Here is a 15,681-nt window from a genome sequence, read left to right on the forward strand (position 1 = left end):
TTGATATTTGAATTTAAGAATCCGAGAAATATGTTTTTTATTTCTCGGACTCAAACCAGAAGATTATGCAATTTCAATCAACTTTTTGTGTTCTTCACCTTTTAAAATCTCCAATTTCTCTAAATGAACTCTTAGAACACCGTTGTTATAGCGTGCATTAATCTTCTTACTAAAATCTATACTTTTAGGTAAGGTAAACGATCGTTTAAATGAGTTGTAATGAAACTCCTTTCTGGAGTATTCATCATCCTCTTTTTCGTTTATGTTTTTGTTTTCCGCTGAAATGGTTAGTATTTCATCGGTAATGGATACTTCAAAATCTTTTTTTGAAAATCCAGGTGCTGCAACTTCAATTTCGAAGTCGTTTTTGTTTTCCTTGACATTAATAGCTGGAAGCCAATTATTTTCTAAAATTAAATCTTCATCAAATAATCGATCAGCATCTAAAATGTCTGGAAACATTTTATCAAACAAAGGAAAACGTCGGTTAAGTTTAATAAGTGACATAATAAAATATAGTTAAAAAATTAATTCTACTTTGCTGTATACTAAGGTAGAATAATTGTATTTCGAAAGCTATGATTATAATCAATTAAAAAAATGATTGTAATCACTTTCATCATTATTTTATAATACTTTAAGGAGTTTTTTTTCACTGATTAGCTTTAATCCTTTCTCATTTTCAGTTATTAGTTTTTCTTCTTTAAAATCGTGTAAAGTTCTTATAAGAGTTTCATACTCAATACCAATTGAATGTGCTAAATTAATTTTAGACATATTAATTTCTCCATCACCTTTTTTGTTAAATTCATTGGCTAATTGCAATAAAGTAGCAGCCGTTTTTCTTCGTACAGATCCATAAGCTAAACGTAATAATTGTTCTTTAAGATGAATTAAGTCATGCGCCAGTAAATTTATTATTTCGTATAATAATGTAGGATAGTTTGCAATTAATTCGACTAATTCCTTTTTACTAATTTTATATAACTGAACATTTGAAATAGCTTTTGAATTTTCAAAATGTGGTTCATGTATTATAAAGGAAGAATAACCAAAACATTCATTTTTTTTAAAATAGCCAGTGATAAATTCTTTTCCTAATTCATTCACTTTATACGTTTTTACCTCTCCTTTTTTAATATAAAATATATGATGACTTAAATTACCTTGACAATATATTGTTGCATCTTTTTTATACCTGTAAATTGTCTTATTTTTTAAAAATTTTTCAATTAGAATGGATGTATTTCTACTTTTCCAATAATTCTCTATGCTTGATTTTGTTTTATTTAATAATTGTGTATTGATTGATTTTTTTAATCTGCTTTCAACCGCCTCTAATAACTGTGCTTTTGAGAAAGGTTTTAATAAATACTGATTTGTTTCTACTTGAATGAGGTTTATTAAATCTTTATTATTGAGGTTATGTTTTGTTGTTAAAAATAGAAATGGAACATCTTGAAGATGAGAACTTTGTTTTATCATTTCAAAAACCTCAAGATGATTTAATTTTGCTTTGGAAACGCTACATATTATTAAATTGGGAATTATTGTTTTAGCCAAAACAACACCATTTTTTTCATTCTCGGCAACAAATACAATGAAATTAGAAAGCTCTAATATTTCAGTTATTTGTTCTCTAGTTTTTTTATCATCTTCAATTAATACTACAGATTTTTTCATATCTATTAATTTTTGATAATTATACGCTTACAAACTGATAAAACAAATTGTATGGATTTATTCTACTGTTCATTTAAACATATATAAAACAATAAAGTAACTTATAAATTTAATCAATTATAAGATAAAAATCAAGTTATAACATTAAAATTTAGTAATCAAGAACATTTAAAATTTCAGCGTATAATTTACTTTTAGGTAAGTACAAATTTTCTAAATTTTTAGCAAATGGTATTGGTGTTTCAATACTTCCTACTCGTTTTATTGGAGCGTCTAAATATTTAAAACAATTTTCAGTAATTAAAGCAGAAATATCAGAAGCAATTCCACCAAAAAGAGTGTCTTCTTGTAAAATTAAAACCCTGCCAGTTTTTTTAACCGAATTATAGATTGATTCAGTATCAAGTGGCTGTAATGTTCTTAAATCTAATATATCAGCAGATATTTGATGCTCTTTTACTTCTTTTAAAGCCCAGTGCACTCCTGCTCCATAGGTGATTATGCTTATGTCAAAACCAGATTCAACCAAAGAAGCCTTTCCTAATGGAATTGTATAATAATCATCTGGAACTTCTTGATAAATTGATCTATAAAGTGCTTTATGTTCGAAAAAAAGGACAGGATTCGTATCTTCAATAGAAGTAGCTAGAAGACCTTTTGCATCATAAGGAAATGCAGGATAAACAACCTTTAAGCCTGGAGTTTTTGTAAACCAAGCTTCATTTGTTTGACTATGAAAAGGTCCAGCACCAACATCTGCCCCACAAGGCATTCTTAAAACTGTATCTGCATTTTGATTCCATCTATAATAAGATTTAGCAAGTAAATTTATGACAGGATTAAAACCTGAGGTAACGAAATCCGAAAATTGCAATTCAACAACCGATTTATATCCATTTACTGAAAGACCGAACGCTGCTTCAATAATAGATGATTCACAAATTGGAGTATTTATAATCCGTTCTTCACCAAATTCATCTAAAAAACCTTCAGTAATTTTAAAAACACCACCATAATCTGCAATGTCTTGTCCCATAATTACCATATTATCATGGCGCCGCATACTTTGCTTAAGTCCATTAGAAATAGCATCAACAAGTCTAATATTAGTGGTCTTATTTGAGTGATTTGTTTCTATATAATTGACATGGTTATAAACATCAGCTAATTCATCTTCAATTGTGGAAAAAGTAGCATCTTCAGCAAATGCAATAGTTAAATGTTCATTTACTTCATGAACAATTTCTTGTTTTAGAAGAATTTCCATCTCTTCAGTTAAAATATTTTCTTTTCGCAAGAAATTTTGATAATTAGTGACAGGATCTAAAAATGCCCATTTTTCTAGTAATTCAGTTGGTACATATTTATTACCACTTGCCTCTTCATGACCACGCATTCTAAAGGTTTTAAACTCAAGTAAAACAGGGCGAGGATTTTCTCTAACTGATTGTGCAATTTTAGAAACTTTAGAATGAACTTCTAAAATATTATTTCCATTAATAATATGACTTTCCATACCATAGCCAATACCTCTATCGGCTATATTTTCACATTTAAATTGTTGACTTGAAGGCGTTGATAAGCCATATCCATTATTTTCAATACAAAATAATACTGGTAAACTCCAAACTGCTGCGACATTTAAGGCTTCATGAAAATCACCTTCGCTTGTTCCTCCATCTCCGGAAAAAACAGTGGTTACTTTGGGTTCATTTTTTAATAAATCGGCCAAAGCAATTCCGTTTGCCACTCCCATTTGAGGTCCCAAATGCGAAATCATCCCTACAATTTTAAACTCTTGAGTTCCAAAATGAAAAGATCTATCTCTACCTTTTGTAAAACCACCTTTTTTACCTTGCCATTGAGAAAATAATCGATGAAGTGGTATATTCCGTGACGTAAAAACACCTAAATTTCTATGAAGGGGTAAAATGTATTCATCAAAATTAACTGAATTAGCAACACCCACTGAAATTGCTTCTTGTCCAATACCAGAAAACCATTTAGAAATTTTACCTTGACGTAAGAGAATTAGCATTTTTTCCTCAATTAAACGAGGCTTAAGAATTAATTTATATAATTCTATTAATTGCTTGTCTGTATAGCCTTCTTTATTGTAATTTAAAGTACCAATACCGGCGTTAGAAGTTCTCATTAATAAATTTGTATAATTTTGATTGTAATGATACAAAAATTTAATAAAAAACACCTTATCATAAATTAATTAATAAGGTGTCTTGTTTATTTTTTATTTTAAAACTAAAGTTCTCTAAAAATAGAGTGCATAAGTCTAGTTTTATCGTTAATACTTTCTTCAAGTGAAATCATAGTTTCTGTTCTTGCTACTCCATCTATATCATCAATTTCAAATATAATCTCTTTTGCATGTGTTGTGTCTTTTGCTCTAATTTTACAAAAAATATTATACTTACCCGCAGTAATATAGGCAATAGTCACATTTGGAATTGTTTTTAAATCTTTAACAACTTGTTTTGTTTTAGATGTTTTATCTAAATAAATACCAACATGCGAGATAAAAGAATATCCCATTTTCTCATAATCCAATGTTAATGTAGATCCTTTTATTATACCCTCATCTTCCATCTTTTTAACTCTTACATGAATAGTTCCTGCTGACACTACTAATTTTTTTGCAATATCTGTAAAAGGAGTTCTAGCATTCTCTATAAGAATATCTAATATTTGATGATCTATTTCATCGAGCATAAATTTTTTCATGATCTATTTTATTTTATTAATAACTTTGATGTGCAAATTTATTAAAAAAAAACGATTATTGTTTGAATTATTTACGAATTTGATAATTTTAAATCCTTAATATCTAAGTTTTCACCATTTATTAATTCATAAGTGTGAAAAGTTGATAAATTTCCTCGTTCTTGAACCCACTTATATTTAATTAATTTATTATTTTCAACTTTAAATTTATACTGAATACCAATATCTTCAATATAAGGTTTGTTATTTCTAATAGAATGCACATTTTTATAAATAATATCTAAAAAACGTTTGTCGTTATTCGGAATTTTAAAATAAGAATTATAGTCAGTAAATTTTGTGCTAGCTGCAATAAAAAATAGACCTTTTAAAAGTGCATAAAAATTAAATTTTCTAGTAATCTCTCTGTCATAATCGTTTTTAAAATGACCAGCTTCAATTAAGATTGTGTTATGCCCAAGTTTTTGAAAATTATCTCCAGTAGCAGTTGGGTAAAATTCATCTGTATAGCGTCCTATTTGGTTGGGAATAATTTGTTGCAAAAAATCATTTATTTTACCAATAACACTCATAGTTTCTTTCCTGCCTTTTGTTATTGTTCTTTCAATATCTTCCGAAGGAGCTAAAAATGATAACGTTGCAGGGTTAGAAGTTCCTTCTACATTAAAAATAGAACGTTGATCGTGTAAATTGAAACAGAATTGAGGATTGAAATTATCCAAATTTGAGCGCAAAATTTTGCTTTCAACCGCTTTTTGTGCAACGGCATCTCTATTTAAGTCTATATTATGTGCATTTTCTCTAGTGAAATTGATAGCGCCATCAGGGTTTAAAAGAACAATAAACTCTAAAGTACAGTTGGATAAAATTTGATTTATTATTTTTTTACACTTATTGTCATCAGATTCAAAAAATAGAAATAAATCAAATAATGCTTTTGTACCTGTACTTTCATTCCCGTGCATTTGAGACCACGTCAAAATTTTAGTTGGACCCGAACCTATCGCCAATTTATAGATTGGTAAATTATTTTCAGAATAACCAATAATTTTTTTATCAAATTTTGAGGATAGATTTTTAATTAAAGGTTCAATATCACTCAATACAATTTGCCTTCCTTTTAAATTTTTCTCAAAATTAAGAGGGTACCATTTTTCTAATTCACTAATGCTTATAAATTTCATGTTACAAATGTAAATAATAGATTGTTTACAATTGTATACAGTATTTATTATGCATTTTGACACAAATGTAAACAATAGAATAAAAGATTTGATATCTTTTTAGGAAATCAATTTTATACACATAGATAATAGCTATATGTAAAACACAATTAACTATATATTAATTGATTAAATACAATCATTTAAACTGTTAGGTTAAATACTTACTACTATTAATTTGTTACTTTTCATATGTATTTGTTATTCATAACTGAATTGATTACATTTGTAACATACAAATAGATTTACAATGGTAAACAATGAAGATTTTACAAAACGACTTAAAATAATCTTGGATTATTACGAAATTTCTGCTGCTACACTTGCTGAAAAAATTGAAGTACAACGTTCGAGTATATCTCATTTACTTTCTGGAAGAAATAAACCTAGTTTGGAATTTGTTTTAAAAATTTTAAAAAATTTTCCTGAAGTTGAATTGTATTGGTTAATGAATGGGCAAGGTAATTTTCCAAAGCAGGAGCTGAATGTAGCAGAAGCACCTACTCTATTTTCAGCCAATGAAGATAAAATTAAGACTAAAGAGAATCTAAGTCCTACTCAAAAGAATACTTCTGATAGCGCTATTGAGAGAATCGTGGTATTTTATAAAGATGGTACTTTTAAAAATTATAATCCATAAAAAAGGCCTCTATTTATCCAGAAGCCTATCGATTTTTAGAATAAACAGAATACCTTACTCAATAAGTTTAGCCATTCCTGTTTTTAAGATCAGGATTAACTCGTCTTTGTTAGCATTATCAGACTGCTGTTGCGCATAAACCAATTGATTTATCATATTTACAGCCATTTTATCAAAGTTATACTTTTTGTACTGCAAACCTAGCTTCACAAAATTGTTAGTTAAATTTTCTATGGCTTCTTTATTATCACTTTCTGCAATCCATTTAAAAGCCTCACTGTAAATCTGTTGTGTTCTTTTATTATCTGTGAGAAACATTCCTTTCAATACATGATTTGATATAAATGGAAGTTTAGATTTGTCTTGTTCATTGATATAGATATTAGTAATAGCATCTGCTAAATGTTCTTTAATATCATCATCTAACTCATTAACTTTGTTTAAAGTAGTTTGTTTATCTATTTGGTACAATGATATTAAAGAACTACCAATAATTGCATACGATTCACTATTCATGCCTTTTGTAAATAAAGGCGTATAAATAGGTTCAATTAACTTCCCTAAAACTTTTAATGCAGCTGCTTTAACCAATGTTTTTTTATCAAATTGCGCTAATTTTTCAATTTTAGAAATGGCTTCTTTTTTGTAATACTTTTGAAATAAATCAATATTTTCTAGTGCTAATATTCTTATTTCATAGTACGGGTCGTCAAAAGCTTTAATTAAAGTACTAAATGCTTCTTTATTATCTTGATGTTTTGCAATTTCTTCAAGAGCTTCTCTTCTATCGAGATAGTGAGGAGCATTATTAAATTGATAGATATAATTTTTGAGTGTTTTTTTATCTGATATTTCAGCTAATAATACGTGTTTCGCATCAATATTTATAAGCTTTGGAAGTTTGTTAAATGGAAAAGTGAATGAATTTTGCCTACTACTAACCCAAACATCTTGACTTAATTTTCTATTTTCTTCGTAGATATCAATTGTTATTGGAAATTTAAAAATATTCCCTACTTGATTAATGTTCACAGTTACAGAACTATTAATCGTATTATAATCGTAGGTTACATTTAATTTAATATGTCCGTTTCCAAAATACCATTGGTTAAAAAACCAATTTAAATCTTTTCCGCTTACTTTTTCAAATGCTAAGCGTAATTCATGAGCTTCAGCAGTACCAAACTTATGTTCAGTTAAATAAGTATTCATTCCTTGAAAAAAAGCATCATCTCCTAAATAATCTCTAAGCATATGTAAAATTGCATTCCCTTTATGGTAGCTTACGGGATCAAACATATGTTCTTTGTCTTCATAATAAAAACGGACTAAATTTTTATCTTCGCTTTGACTGTCTAGGTACACTTTTATATCATCATACATATGCGCATTAGCCTTGTCTTTACCATATTTATATTCGTACCATAAATAAACGCTATAGGTTGCAAACGATTCGTTAACTGTTAAATTAGACCAACTTTCTGTTGTTACTAAATCTCCAAACCAATGGTGAAATAATTCATGAGCAATTGTTTCCTCCCACTCATTGTTATCAATTAATTGCCCTTTTTGTTGCTGAGCATCTTCAGCATGAACAACTGCTGTAGTGTTTTCCATAGCTCCACTCACATAATCACGCACAACTATTTGACTGTATTTGTCCCAAACATATGGAATGCCAGTTATTTCAGAAAAGAATGTCATCATCTCAGGAGTTAATCCAAAAATATCTTTTGCTACATTTTCATATTCAGGCTCTACATAATAATCTACATTTAGATCATTCCAAGTGTCTTTTACAATGCTAAATTCACCAACTCCCATAAAAAATAAGTATGGAGCGTGTTTTTGATCCATTTTCCAATAGTCTGTTCTAGTACCATCACTATTTTCTGTTTGACTTTTTAAGGTTCCGTTAGAAAGTGTCACAAATTTCGACGGAACAGTCATGTAAATTTCTTGTGTTGTCTTTTGATTTGGAGAATCAATGGTTGGAAACCAACAACTGCTTGCTTCTGTTTCTCCTTGTGTCCATATTTGCGTTGGTTTATTAGGATCTTCATCCTTAGGGTCAATAAAATATAGACCTTTAGCACTTTTAATTACATTACTTCCTTTTTGTTTAACTTCTTCAGGTCTTGCAATGTATTTTATGTATACCGTATATTCTTCTCCTTTTTTATAAGTTTTATCTAAATCAATTGTAAGTACATTCTCAGAATAATTATAAGCTGCGATTGAATTATTTACTTTAATTTCTTCTAGTTTAAAAGCTTTGGCATCTAGAATTACTTTATTAACTGGGTAAAAATGCGGTGTTAAAGTAATCCAGGCCTCACCGTTCATTTCACTTTTATTGAAATCAAAATTCACTTTTAATTTTGTATGAACTAAGTTGTTTATTTTTTCTCTTTCTGCTCTATATTCTTTTTCTTGGGCATTTACAGTTACTGTAAATAATAAAATAAGCGTAAATAATAAATTTTTCATTTGCGATAGATAACTAATTTAAGGCCTCAAAAATACTATTTTAAATTTTTTAGGAAGTTAATAACACGTTAAAAAGCCACACGTATTAGGTATGGCTTCATTTTAGTATGTATTTATGAAATCTATTTTATGCTACTTAACAAGCTTTCAAGTTGTTTTAGCTGTGGTGAATCATCATCCATTTTAATTTCTTGGGTTAATTTTAAAATATCTGATGGATTCATATTTTCACCTATCACTCTAACAATAGCAAATCCTTTATCGTTATCTGATCCGAAAATGACAACTTCATCAATAGCGTCTTCTTCGCCTAAGTAATTTACAGAAACATTGCCATCTCCCATATTCATTCTCATTAACTGTTTGTATTTTGGGTTTTTAAGAATACTTTTCACTTTTGCTTTTTCAGAAGTATACAATTTACCATTTGTCTCATTTAGTTGTAAGGCTAAAAAGTTCACTTTTTTTATTGTCTCAAGCGTATTTTTAATATCGTTAGAAACATCTGTGTCTTTTAATTGTAATATGCTAGAAGGTAAATCAATAGAGATAAACTCGCTATTCTCTTTACTATCTACATAGTACTTTTGTAATGAAGGATTGGTATCACAAGCTATTGTAAGTAATACTACTGCAATAACCAATCCTGAAATTTTTATAAATTTTCTCATTTTATTGTTTTTTAACTTCTATCCCACTATTAGGAATGTGAGCTTCAGTAAGTTTAGATATTTTATTTAAATCAATATCTCCTGTTAATGATAGGATTACAGATTCTGCTTTAATTTCGTTATTGTATTTCTCAATACCTCCAACATACATAAGTAATTCGCTTACGTGGTCGTCATCTTTGCCGCTTTTTACGTATATTTTAACGTTAGAATCTTTATCCTTAACTCGCATTAATTCAACAAGTTTGTTAGATTTTAAATAGTTAGAAACTACATCACTCATTTGTTTTGCGATTTCAGAATTTTCGGTTGTAAAAACTCTAAACGAATTTAGACCTTTTACCATATCAAAATATTCAGCTCCTTCTTCTCCACCACTTTTGAATTTGGCAAGCATTTTAAATGCTTCTTGGGTTACAACTACCGTTGTTACATCGTCCATATCTTCAAATTTGTCAAAAATTGAGTTTTGGGCATAATTTGAGAAGGATATTAATGCGATTGCTAATAATACTATTATTTTTTTCATTTTTTTACTTTTTAGGTTGTTTAAAAATTTTGTTTGTTGTGTCTTCAAAATGTTGCAATTGAGCAATTGCCGCATTTCCTTTATTTAAATTTGCTGAAAGTAATTCTAATGCACCAATAGTTTGGGCATACACTTTTTCAGCTTTTCTTTGTTGAATATTTTCATATCCATTGTAAACACTAACTAGTAATATTACTGAGGCTGCTACAGATAACCATTTCCAATTCCGTTTTTTACTGTTTAATTGAATAGTTTTTGTAAAACGCTCTTGTTTACTAGTTGAAAAATACCCAAATAATGCTTGGTATTCCTCTAAATGTGGTGCTACGTTTCCATTTGAAAAATAGTTTTTCAACATTTTTTCTTCTGCAATTGTAGTTTCTGCATTTAGATATTTTTCCAACAACTTCTCTATGTTAGCTAATTCCATATTTGTGTTGTTTTAATAATTGTTCTCTTATTGTTTTCCTTGCTCTTGATAGTGATACTCGAATTGCTGTTGGTTTTAAATTCAACATTTTTGCAATTTCGTCAAATTCGTATTCTTCAATATCTCTAAGCTGTATAATTAATTTTTGTTGCTCAGGTAAGTTTTCAATTAATTCGTGAACTTTACTTACACTGTCATTAAGTTCCATTCGTCTATCCAAAGACGTGCCATTTTCTTTATAATTACTATGAACTAACGTTAAATTACTTGCTTGTTTCGATTTTAATCGGTCAAAACAATAATTTTTTGTCATTGTCATAGCAAAAGCTTCAATGCTTTTATATTCTTTTAATTTTTCTTTATTCTTCCATAACTTAAACAGTAATTCTTGTGTTGCATCTTCAGCTTCCTCAGTAGATACAAGTAATCTTTTCGCTACACGAAATACTTTATCTTTAAAGGGCATTACAGTTTTTAAAAAATCAGACTGCTTCATTTTAAGCTTGGTTTTACAACATTTTCTGCTGCTGTTACAATTATGACGACCAACTTTCGTTTTTGTAACAGTTGCTATTAAATTTTGTAAGAAAAATTAATATCTTGCGACTTTAATAGAGTCAAATATAAAATTTTAATATGAAGAAATTTAACTTTTTACTATACACATACTTTCTGTTTAGTTTAATTTTTATTAGTTGTACAAAAAATGATGATGTTGAAATTCCTCAAAATATAGAATTACAGGATTTTGTTTGGAAAGGAATGAACTCTTGGTATAATTGGCAATCTTCGGTACCTAGTTTGGCAGATTCTAAAGATGATAATACGAATGACTATTTTTCCTACTTAAATAATTATGCTACTCCTGAGAGTTTATTTGAGAGTTTAATATATAACCCTGGAACTTCTGATAGATTTTCATGGTTTATTGAAGATTATGTAGTTCAAAACAATGCATTTCAAGGAATTTCTGTTTCTTTTGGGTTTCGTTTACAAGCAGTTTCTATTAATGATAGCGGAGATATCATTTTTTATGTTAGATATGTAGCTCCTAATTCAGCTGCAAGTGGTGCAGGAATTAAAAGAGGTGATATTATAAATGCACTTAATGGAGAGGTTTTAAATGAATCAAATTATAGTAGTGTTGTAGCTAGCCTAAGTAATGAAACGGTAACATTATCATTTGTTTCTGAAAATGAAGGAACGTTAACATTTATTGAAGATAAAACTATTACTGCAACACAATTGTCTGAAAATCCAGTACATTTTAGTACGGTTTTTAATGACGTAGACGGCAAAAAAGTTGGATATTTAGTATATAATTCATTCAGATCCTCCTACAATGATGAATTAAATGCAGTCTTTTCTAATTTTGAAAACGAAGGTATTACTGAGCTCATTTTAGATTTAAGATTAAATGGTGGAGGCTCTGTTTTAACATCAGCCTATTTAGCAAGTATGATTTATAAGGATGCAAATAATGATATTTTTGCTGAGTTACGATTTAATGAAAAACACTTAAACGAAAATGGATATTATAATTTTGATGATAGTTTAGATGTTTATGATGTTAGTGGTACTAAAACTGGAGAAGAAACAATTAATAGACTAACCACAATAAATCAATTATATGTTTTAACTTCTAGTAGTACGGCTTCTGCAAGTGAAATGGTTATTAATGGACTTAAAGCATTTATCCCTGTAAAAGTTGTTGGATCAACTACTTATGGTAAAAATGTTGGTTCTATAACGCTTTATGACTCTCCTTCTTCGGAATATACAAGCTTGTCAAGCGCAAACCCTGATCACTTAAATGCTATGCAACCTATTGTTTTTCAAATATATAATAAAACCGGGCAAAGTGATTATACGTTGGGTTTTGAGCCAGACATTGAAGTAAAGGAATATCAATTTTGGAATACAATTTTACCTTTTGGAGATGAAAATGAAGTTGTTTTAAAAGCAGCTTTAGATGATATTAGAGGACTATCAGGTAAAAGTCAGTTTATGTCTAAATATAAAAACGTTAAGAAATTTGATGTGTCTGAACTTGAACAAAAATTTGAAAAAGAAATGTACATTGATGCTACTTTTTTCGATAAATAATTACAATATAGAGTAGAAATAAAAGAGGCTATTGTTAAATAGCCTCTTTTATTTTAAATTAGGTTTAAATTCATTCCTAGGAATCAACTACTTTATTTTTAGCATAATTGTATCCTAATTCCCACCATTTAGCCATCTTTATTTTGTCAAAAATTAACGAATTTGTAGTTAAAACTGTTGGTGTATAATATAAATTAAGCTTTACATCATGTTCGCGGGCATATAATTTTCCAATAGAAATATTATGACTTTCAATACGGCCTAACATAAATTCAAATACATCAAACAATAAAGAAAATGGATTTTTGGATGGTAACCTATTTACTTGTGTTACTTCTGTTTCTAAAATAATAACATCAATTTCCTTTGCTCCAAGCATAATTGCTTTTCGTATAGGAACTAGAGACCCAAAACCACCATCAGCGTATTGATGGCCATTTTTCACTAACAAACTCATAAAAGGGACATAATTACAAGAAGCCCAAATCCAATCACAAAAATCATTATAAGAACAATCTTTTATAGATTTATATTCAACTTCATTTGATGAAATATTAGAAACTACAACCACCACCTCTTTTTCTTCATCTTTTATTTTAGCATACATTTTTTCAGTAATGTTATTTTTTATGAGTTTTAATAAATTTTTACTTTCTCCAAAAGTTTTTCTTCCTTTAAGAAAATTCCAAAGTGTATGAAGGTGATTGATGCTTATTACCTTTTCACCGTTCACATTTCTTATTACAAATGGGCTGTTACTAAATATTTTATTTTGATTAACAGAAGTATAGATAATTTTTAATTCATCAACCATTCCTAATGCTAAATGTGAAACCATTAAACTGCCCGTAGATGAGCCTAAAAATATATCATATTTTTTTTGTTGATCTTTCATTAAATGCTCTACTATGCCTCCTGCAAAAGCTCCTTTGCTTCCTCCTCCTGAAATAACTAATGCTTTTTTCATAAAGCTATCATTGTTTTATTTAAATTAGTACCATAAAATTATTAAAAATGAATAGACTTACAGCGTGTTTTATCATCTTAATTAGTATAGCTTCTTGTAAAAAAGAATATAAGTCTCGAGAATCAGTTACCATTTCCATTGAAAAATTTAAAATGGATAGTACAAGTATTAGAGCTATAGAAATATTAAATGATTCAGCCGTGGTGTATGCAGGGTCTGTTGGTGACATTGGAATTCTTTTAGATAATGGTAACATTTCTAAGTTTAAAAAAATAATAACTGATTCAGTTGCACCGCATTTTAGAGCTTTAGCCCTAAACAAGAAAAGTATATATGCTTTAAATGTTGGGAATCCAGCGTTACTCTATAAGATTGAAAGTAGTAAGGCCACTTTAGTGTACACTGAATATCATGAAAAAGTTTTCTACGATTCAATGAAATTTTTTGACAATATGAATGGCATAGCAATGGGAGATCCTACAGGAGATTGTTTATCTATAATAATAACGCGAGATGGCGGAAATTCTTGGTTTAAAATAGATTGTAATAATTTACCTCAAATTTATGAAGGAGAGGCTGCTTTTGCCGCTAGCAATACCAACATAGCAATTGTTGGTGAAAATGCCTGGATTGCTACTGGAGGTTTAAAATCACGTATTTTTCATACTTCAGATATGGGTGTAACTTGGAATGTTTATAATACACCTATAATTCAAGGGGAAAATACTACAGGAATATATTCTATAGATTTTTATAATGAAAAACAAGGGATTATTTGTGGGGGGGATTATACAGATAAGTTTGGAAATTCAGCAAATAAAGCAATAACTAACGATGGTGGTAAAACTTGGCAAGTTGTTTCGGAAAATAAAGAGCCAAAATATGTAAGTTGTGTTCAATTTGTGCCTAAAACAGATGGAAAAGAAGTTTTTGCAGTTTCAACGAATGGTATCTTTTATTCAAATGATGCCGGAGTTAATTGGGAAAAAGTTAGTGATGACGGTTTTTATACGATTAGATTTGTTTCGGATAAAAGTGCTTGGTTGTCTGGGAATGAAGTAATAGCAAAAATGACAATTAATTAGCATGAAAAAAACGATTATCTTATTCATACTATTAGGTTTAGTTTTAAGTTGTGGAAAAGAGTCAAAACTAAGTCAAAAATTTAACTGTACTTCAACTAAATTTGAAAATACAAAATCAATTTTAGATTTTAATAAAAACTTTAAATTAAATATTCCAACTAGTTGGAATACAAAATTATACTTTAGTGAATTTGAATCTGAAATATTTACCGCAGATACTTTAAAGCAGCTTACGGAATCTTTTATTTTAGCAACATCATTTAATTTAGGTGAGATTGTATTTAATAAGGAATATTATGTAAGAAACGATTCAATCTTAAATAGAAATAATTTAGAATTGATTAAAGATGGAAATGATAGTTTTCAATCTAAACAAGCCTATTGGTTTGTTGCAAAAGGTATTAAAAATGGATTTACTTTTCATCAGTTTACAATATCTTCAAAAATTACTAAAAACAGTTATTTTAATGCTTCTGCTGAAATTTATGGAGATGAAAACGTAGAAGAGAGAATTTGTGAAGTAATTTCTATTTTAGATAAAGTTCAATTTTTACAATAATTTATGATAATTAGATTGTAAAACCTTACTCAAAATCTTACTTTTGAAAAAAATCTTATAACATGCAAAAAATAATAGATCGCTTTGTAAAGTATATCACTGTTGATACACAATCAGACCCAAATAACCCTGATTTTCCAAGTACTCAAAAACAGTGGGATTTAGCAAAAATTTTGGTGGACGAATTAAACGAAATAGGAATGACTGATGTAACAATTGATGATAATTGTTATGTGATGGCTACGCTTCCTTCAAACGTTGATTTTGAAGTGCCTACTATTGGTTTTATTTCCCATATAGATACTAGTCCAGATTATACAGGAACAAATGTTAAACCTCAGTTTCATCCAAATTATGACGGAAAAGATATTGTTTTAAATAAAGAAGAAAATATAGTTTTATCACCAAGTTATTTTGATGATTTATTGCTGTATAAAGGACAAACATTAATAACTACTGATGGTACCACTCTGTTAGGCGCAGATGATAAAGCAGGAATTACTGAAATAGTTTCGGCTATGGAATATTTAATTAAACATCCAGAAATTAAACACGGTAA

15 protein-coding genes and 1 pseudogene are annotated in these 15,681 nt (G+C 28.6%); 5 read left to right on the forward strand and 11 right to left on the reverse strand.

Features of this window, described 5'->3' with window-relative positions; all coding sequences use genetic code 11:
- Positions 1 to 63: 63 nt before the first annotated feature.
- The 5 genes from HKP59_RS09515 to HKP59_RS09535 all read right to left on the reverse strand — a co-directional run bounded on the left by HKP59_RS09515 (position 64) and on the right by HKP59_RS09535 (position 5,606).
- Positions 64 to 507, reverse strand: a complete 444-nt coding sequence (locus HKP59_RS09515) for an Hsp20/alpha crystallin family protein (RefSeq protein ID WP_291806132.1) — start codon at positions 505 to 507, stop codon at positions 64 to 66.
- Between the two features lie 120 nt (positions 508 to 627).
- Positions 628 to 1,683: a cyclic nucleotide-binding domain-containing protein gene (locus HKP59_RS09520; protein WP_291806134.1), complete on the reverse strand. Its 1,056-nt coding sequence runs from the start codon at positions 1,681 to 1,683 to the stop codon at positions 628 to 630.
- Between the two features lie 151 nt (positions 1,684 to 1,834).
- Positions 1,835 to 3,838: a dehydrogenase E1 component subunit alpha/beta gene (locus HKP59_RS09525; protein WP_291806136.1), complete on the reverse strand. Its 2,004-nt coding sequence runs from the start codon at positions 3,836 to 3,838 to the stop codon at positions 1,835 to 1,837.
- 104 nt (positions 3,839 to 3,942) lie between these two features.
- Positions 3,943 to 4,422, reverse strand: coding sequence for an Lrp/AsnC ligand binding domain-containing protein (locus tag HKP59_RS09530; RefSeq protein ID WP_291806138.1), 480 nt, complete (start codon positions 4,420 to 4,422; stop codon positions 3,943 to 3,945).
- Positions 4,423 to 4,493: 71 nt separating this feature from the next.
- On the reverse strand, positions 4,494 to 5,606 hold the full coding sequence (locus tag HKP59_RS09535) for a M14 family zinc carboxypeptidase (protein WP_291806139.1): 1,113 nt from the start codon (positions 5,604 to 5,606) through the stop codon (positions 4,494 to 4,496).
- A 289-nt stretch (positions 5,607 to 5,895) separates the two neighbouring features.
- On the opposite strand from HKP59_RS09535, the gene HKP59_RS09540 reads away from it, so the two are divergent.
- Positions 5,896 to 6,285, forward strand: coding sequence for a helix-turn-helix transcriptional regulator (locus tag HKP59_RS09540; protein WP_291806140.1), 390 nt, complete (start codon positions 5,896 to 5,898; stop codon positions 6,283 to 6,285).
- 54 nt (positions 6,286 to 6,339) lie between these two features.
- Here the strand turns inward: HKP59_RS09540 and HKP59_RS09545 are convergent, their stop codons facing one another.
- The 5 genes from HKP59_RS09545 to HKP59_RS09565 form a co-directional block, all read right to left on the reverse strand.
- Positions 6,340 to 8,775 (reverse strand): M1 family metallopeptidase, encoded by a 2,436-nt coding sequence (locus HKP59_RS09545; protein WP_291806143.1) that lies wholly within the window; start codon positions 8,773 to 8,775, stop codon positions 6,340 to 6,342.
- A gap of 122 nt (positions 8,776 to 8,897) precedes the next feature.
- Positions 8,898 to 9,446 carry a DUF4252 domain-containing protein gene (locus HKP59_RS09550; protein WP_291806145.1) on the reverse strand — a complete coding sequence of 183 codons (549 nt, stop codon included), beginning with the start codon at positions 9,444 to 9,446 and terminating at the stop codon, positions 8,898 to 8,900.
- A gap of 1 nt (position 9,447) precedes the next feature.
- Positions 9,448 to 9,975 (reverse strand): DUF4252 domain-containing protein, encoded by a 528-nt coding sequence (locus HKP59_RS09555; RefSeq protein ID WP_291806148.1) that lies wholly within the window; start codon positions 9,973 to 9,975, stop codon positions 9,448 to 9,450.
- A 4-nt stretch (positions 9,976 to 9,979) separates the two neighbouring features.
- Positions 9,980 to 10,405, reverse strand: coding sequence for a hypothetical protein (locus HKP59_RS09560; RefSeq protein ID WP_291806150.1), 426 nt, complete (start codon positions 10,403 to 10,405; stop codon positions 9,980 to 9,982).
- Positions 10,392 to 10,901 (reverse strand): sigma-70 family RNA polymerase sigma factor, encoded by a 510-nt coding sequence (locus tag HKP59_RS09565; RefSeq protein WP_291806152.1) that lies wholly within the window; start codon positions 10,899 to 10,901, stop codon positions 10,392 to 10,394. Before HKP59_RS09565 ends, HKP59_RS09560 begins: the two co-directional genes overlap by 14 nt.
- 140 nt (positions 10,902 to 11,041) lie before the next feature.
- Here HKP59_RS09565 and HKP59_RS09570 point away from each other — a divergent pair, with 140 nt between their 5' ends.
- Positions 11,042 to 12,511 (forward strand): S41 family peptidase, encoded by a 1,470-nt coding sequence (locus HKP59_RS09570; protein ID WP_291806155.1) that lies wholly within the window; start codon positions 11,042 to 11,044, stop codon positions 12,509 to 12,511.
- 76 nt (positions 12,512 to 12,587) lie between these two features.
- Here HKP59_RS09570 and HKP59_RS09575 read toward each other — a convergent pair whose 3' ends face one another.
- Positions 12,588 to 13,478 carry a patatin-like phospholipase family protein gene (locus HKP59_RS09575; RefSeq protein ID WP_291806157.1) on the reverse strand — a complete coding sequence of 297 codons (891 nt, stop codon included), beginning with the start codon at positions 13,476 to 13,478 and terminating at the stop codon, positions 12,588 to 12,590.
- A gap of 47 nt (positions 13,479 to 13,525) precedes the next feature.
- Here HKP59_RS09575 and HKP59_RS09580 point away from each other — a divergent pair, with 47 nt between their 5' ends.
- From HKP59_RS09580 to HKP59_RS09590, 3 genes and pseudogenes are all read left to right on the forward strand, one after another.
- Positions 13,526 to 14,563, forward strand: a complete 1,038-nt coding sequence (locus HKP59_RS09580) for an oxidoreductase (protein WP_291806159.1) — start codon at positions 13,526 to 13,528, stop codon at positions 14,561 to 14,563.
- A gap of 1 nt (position 14,564) precedes the next feature.
- Positions 14,565 to 15,122 (forward strand): hypothetical protein, encoded by a 558-nt coding sequence (locus tag HKP59_RS09585; RefSeq protein WP_291806160.1) that lies wholly within the window; start codon positions 14,565 to 14,567, stop codon positions 15,120 to 15,122.
- 62 nt (positions 15,123 to 15,184) lie between these two features.
- Positions 15,185 to 15,681: pseudogene (locus HKP59_RS09590) on the forward strand (peptidase T); the annotation flags it as partial.

The sequence above is a fragment of the Lutibacter sp. genome (assembly GCF_013041805.1).
GTDB lineage: Bacteria > Bacteroidota > Bacteroidia > Flavobacteriales > Flavobacteriaceae > Lutibacter.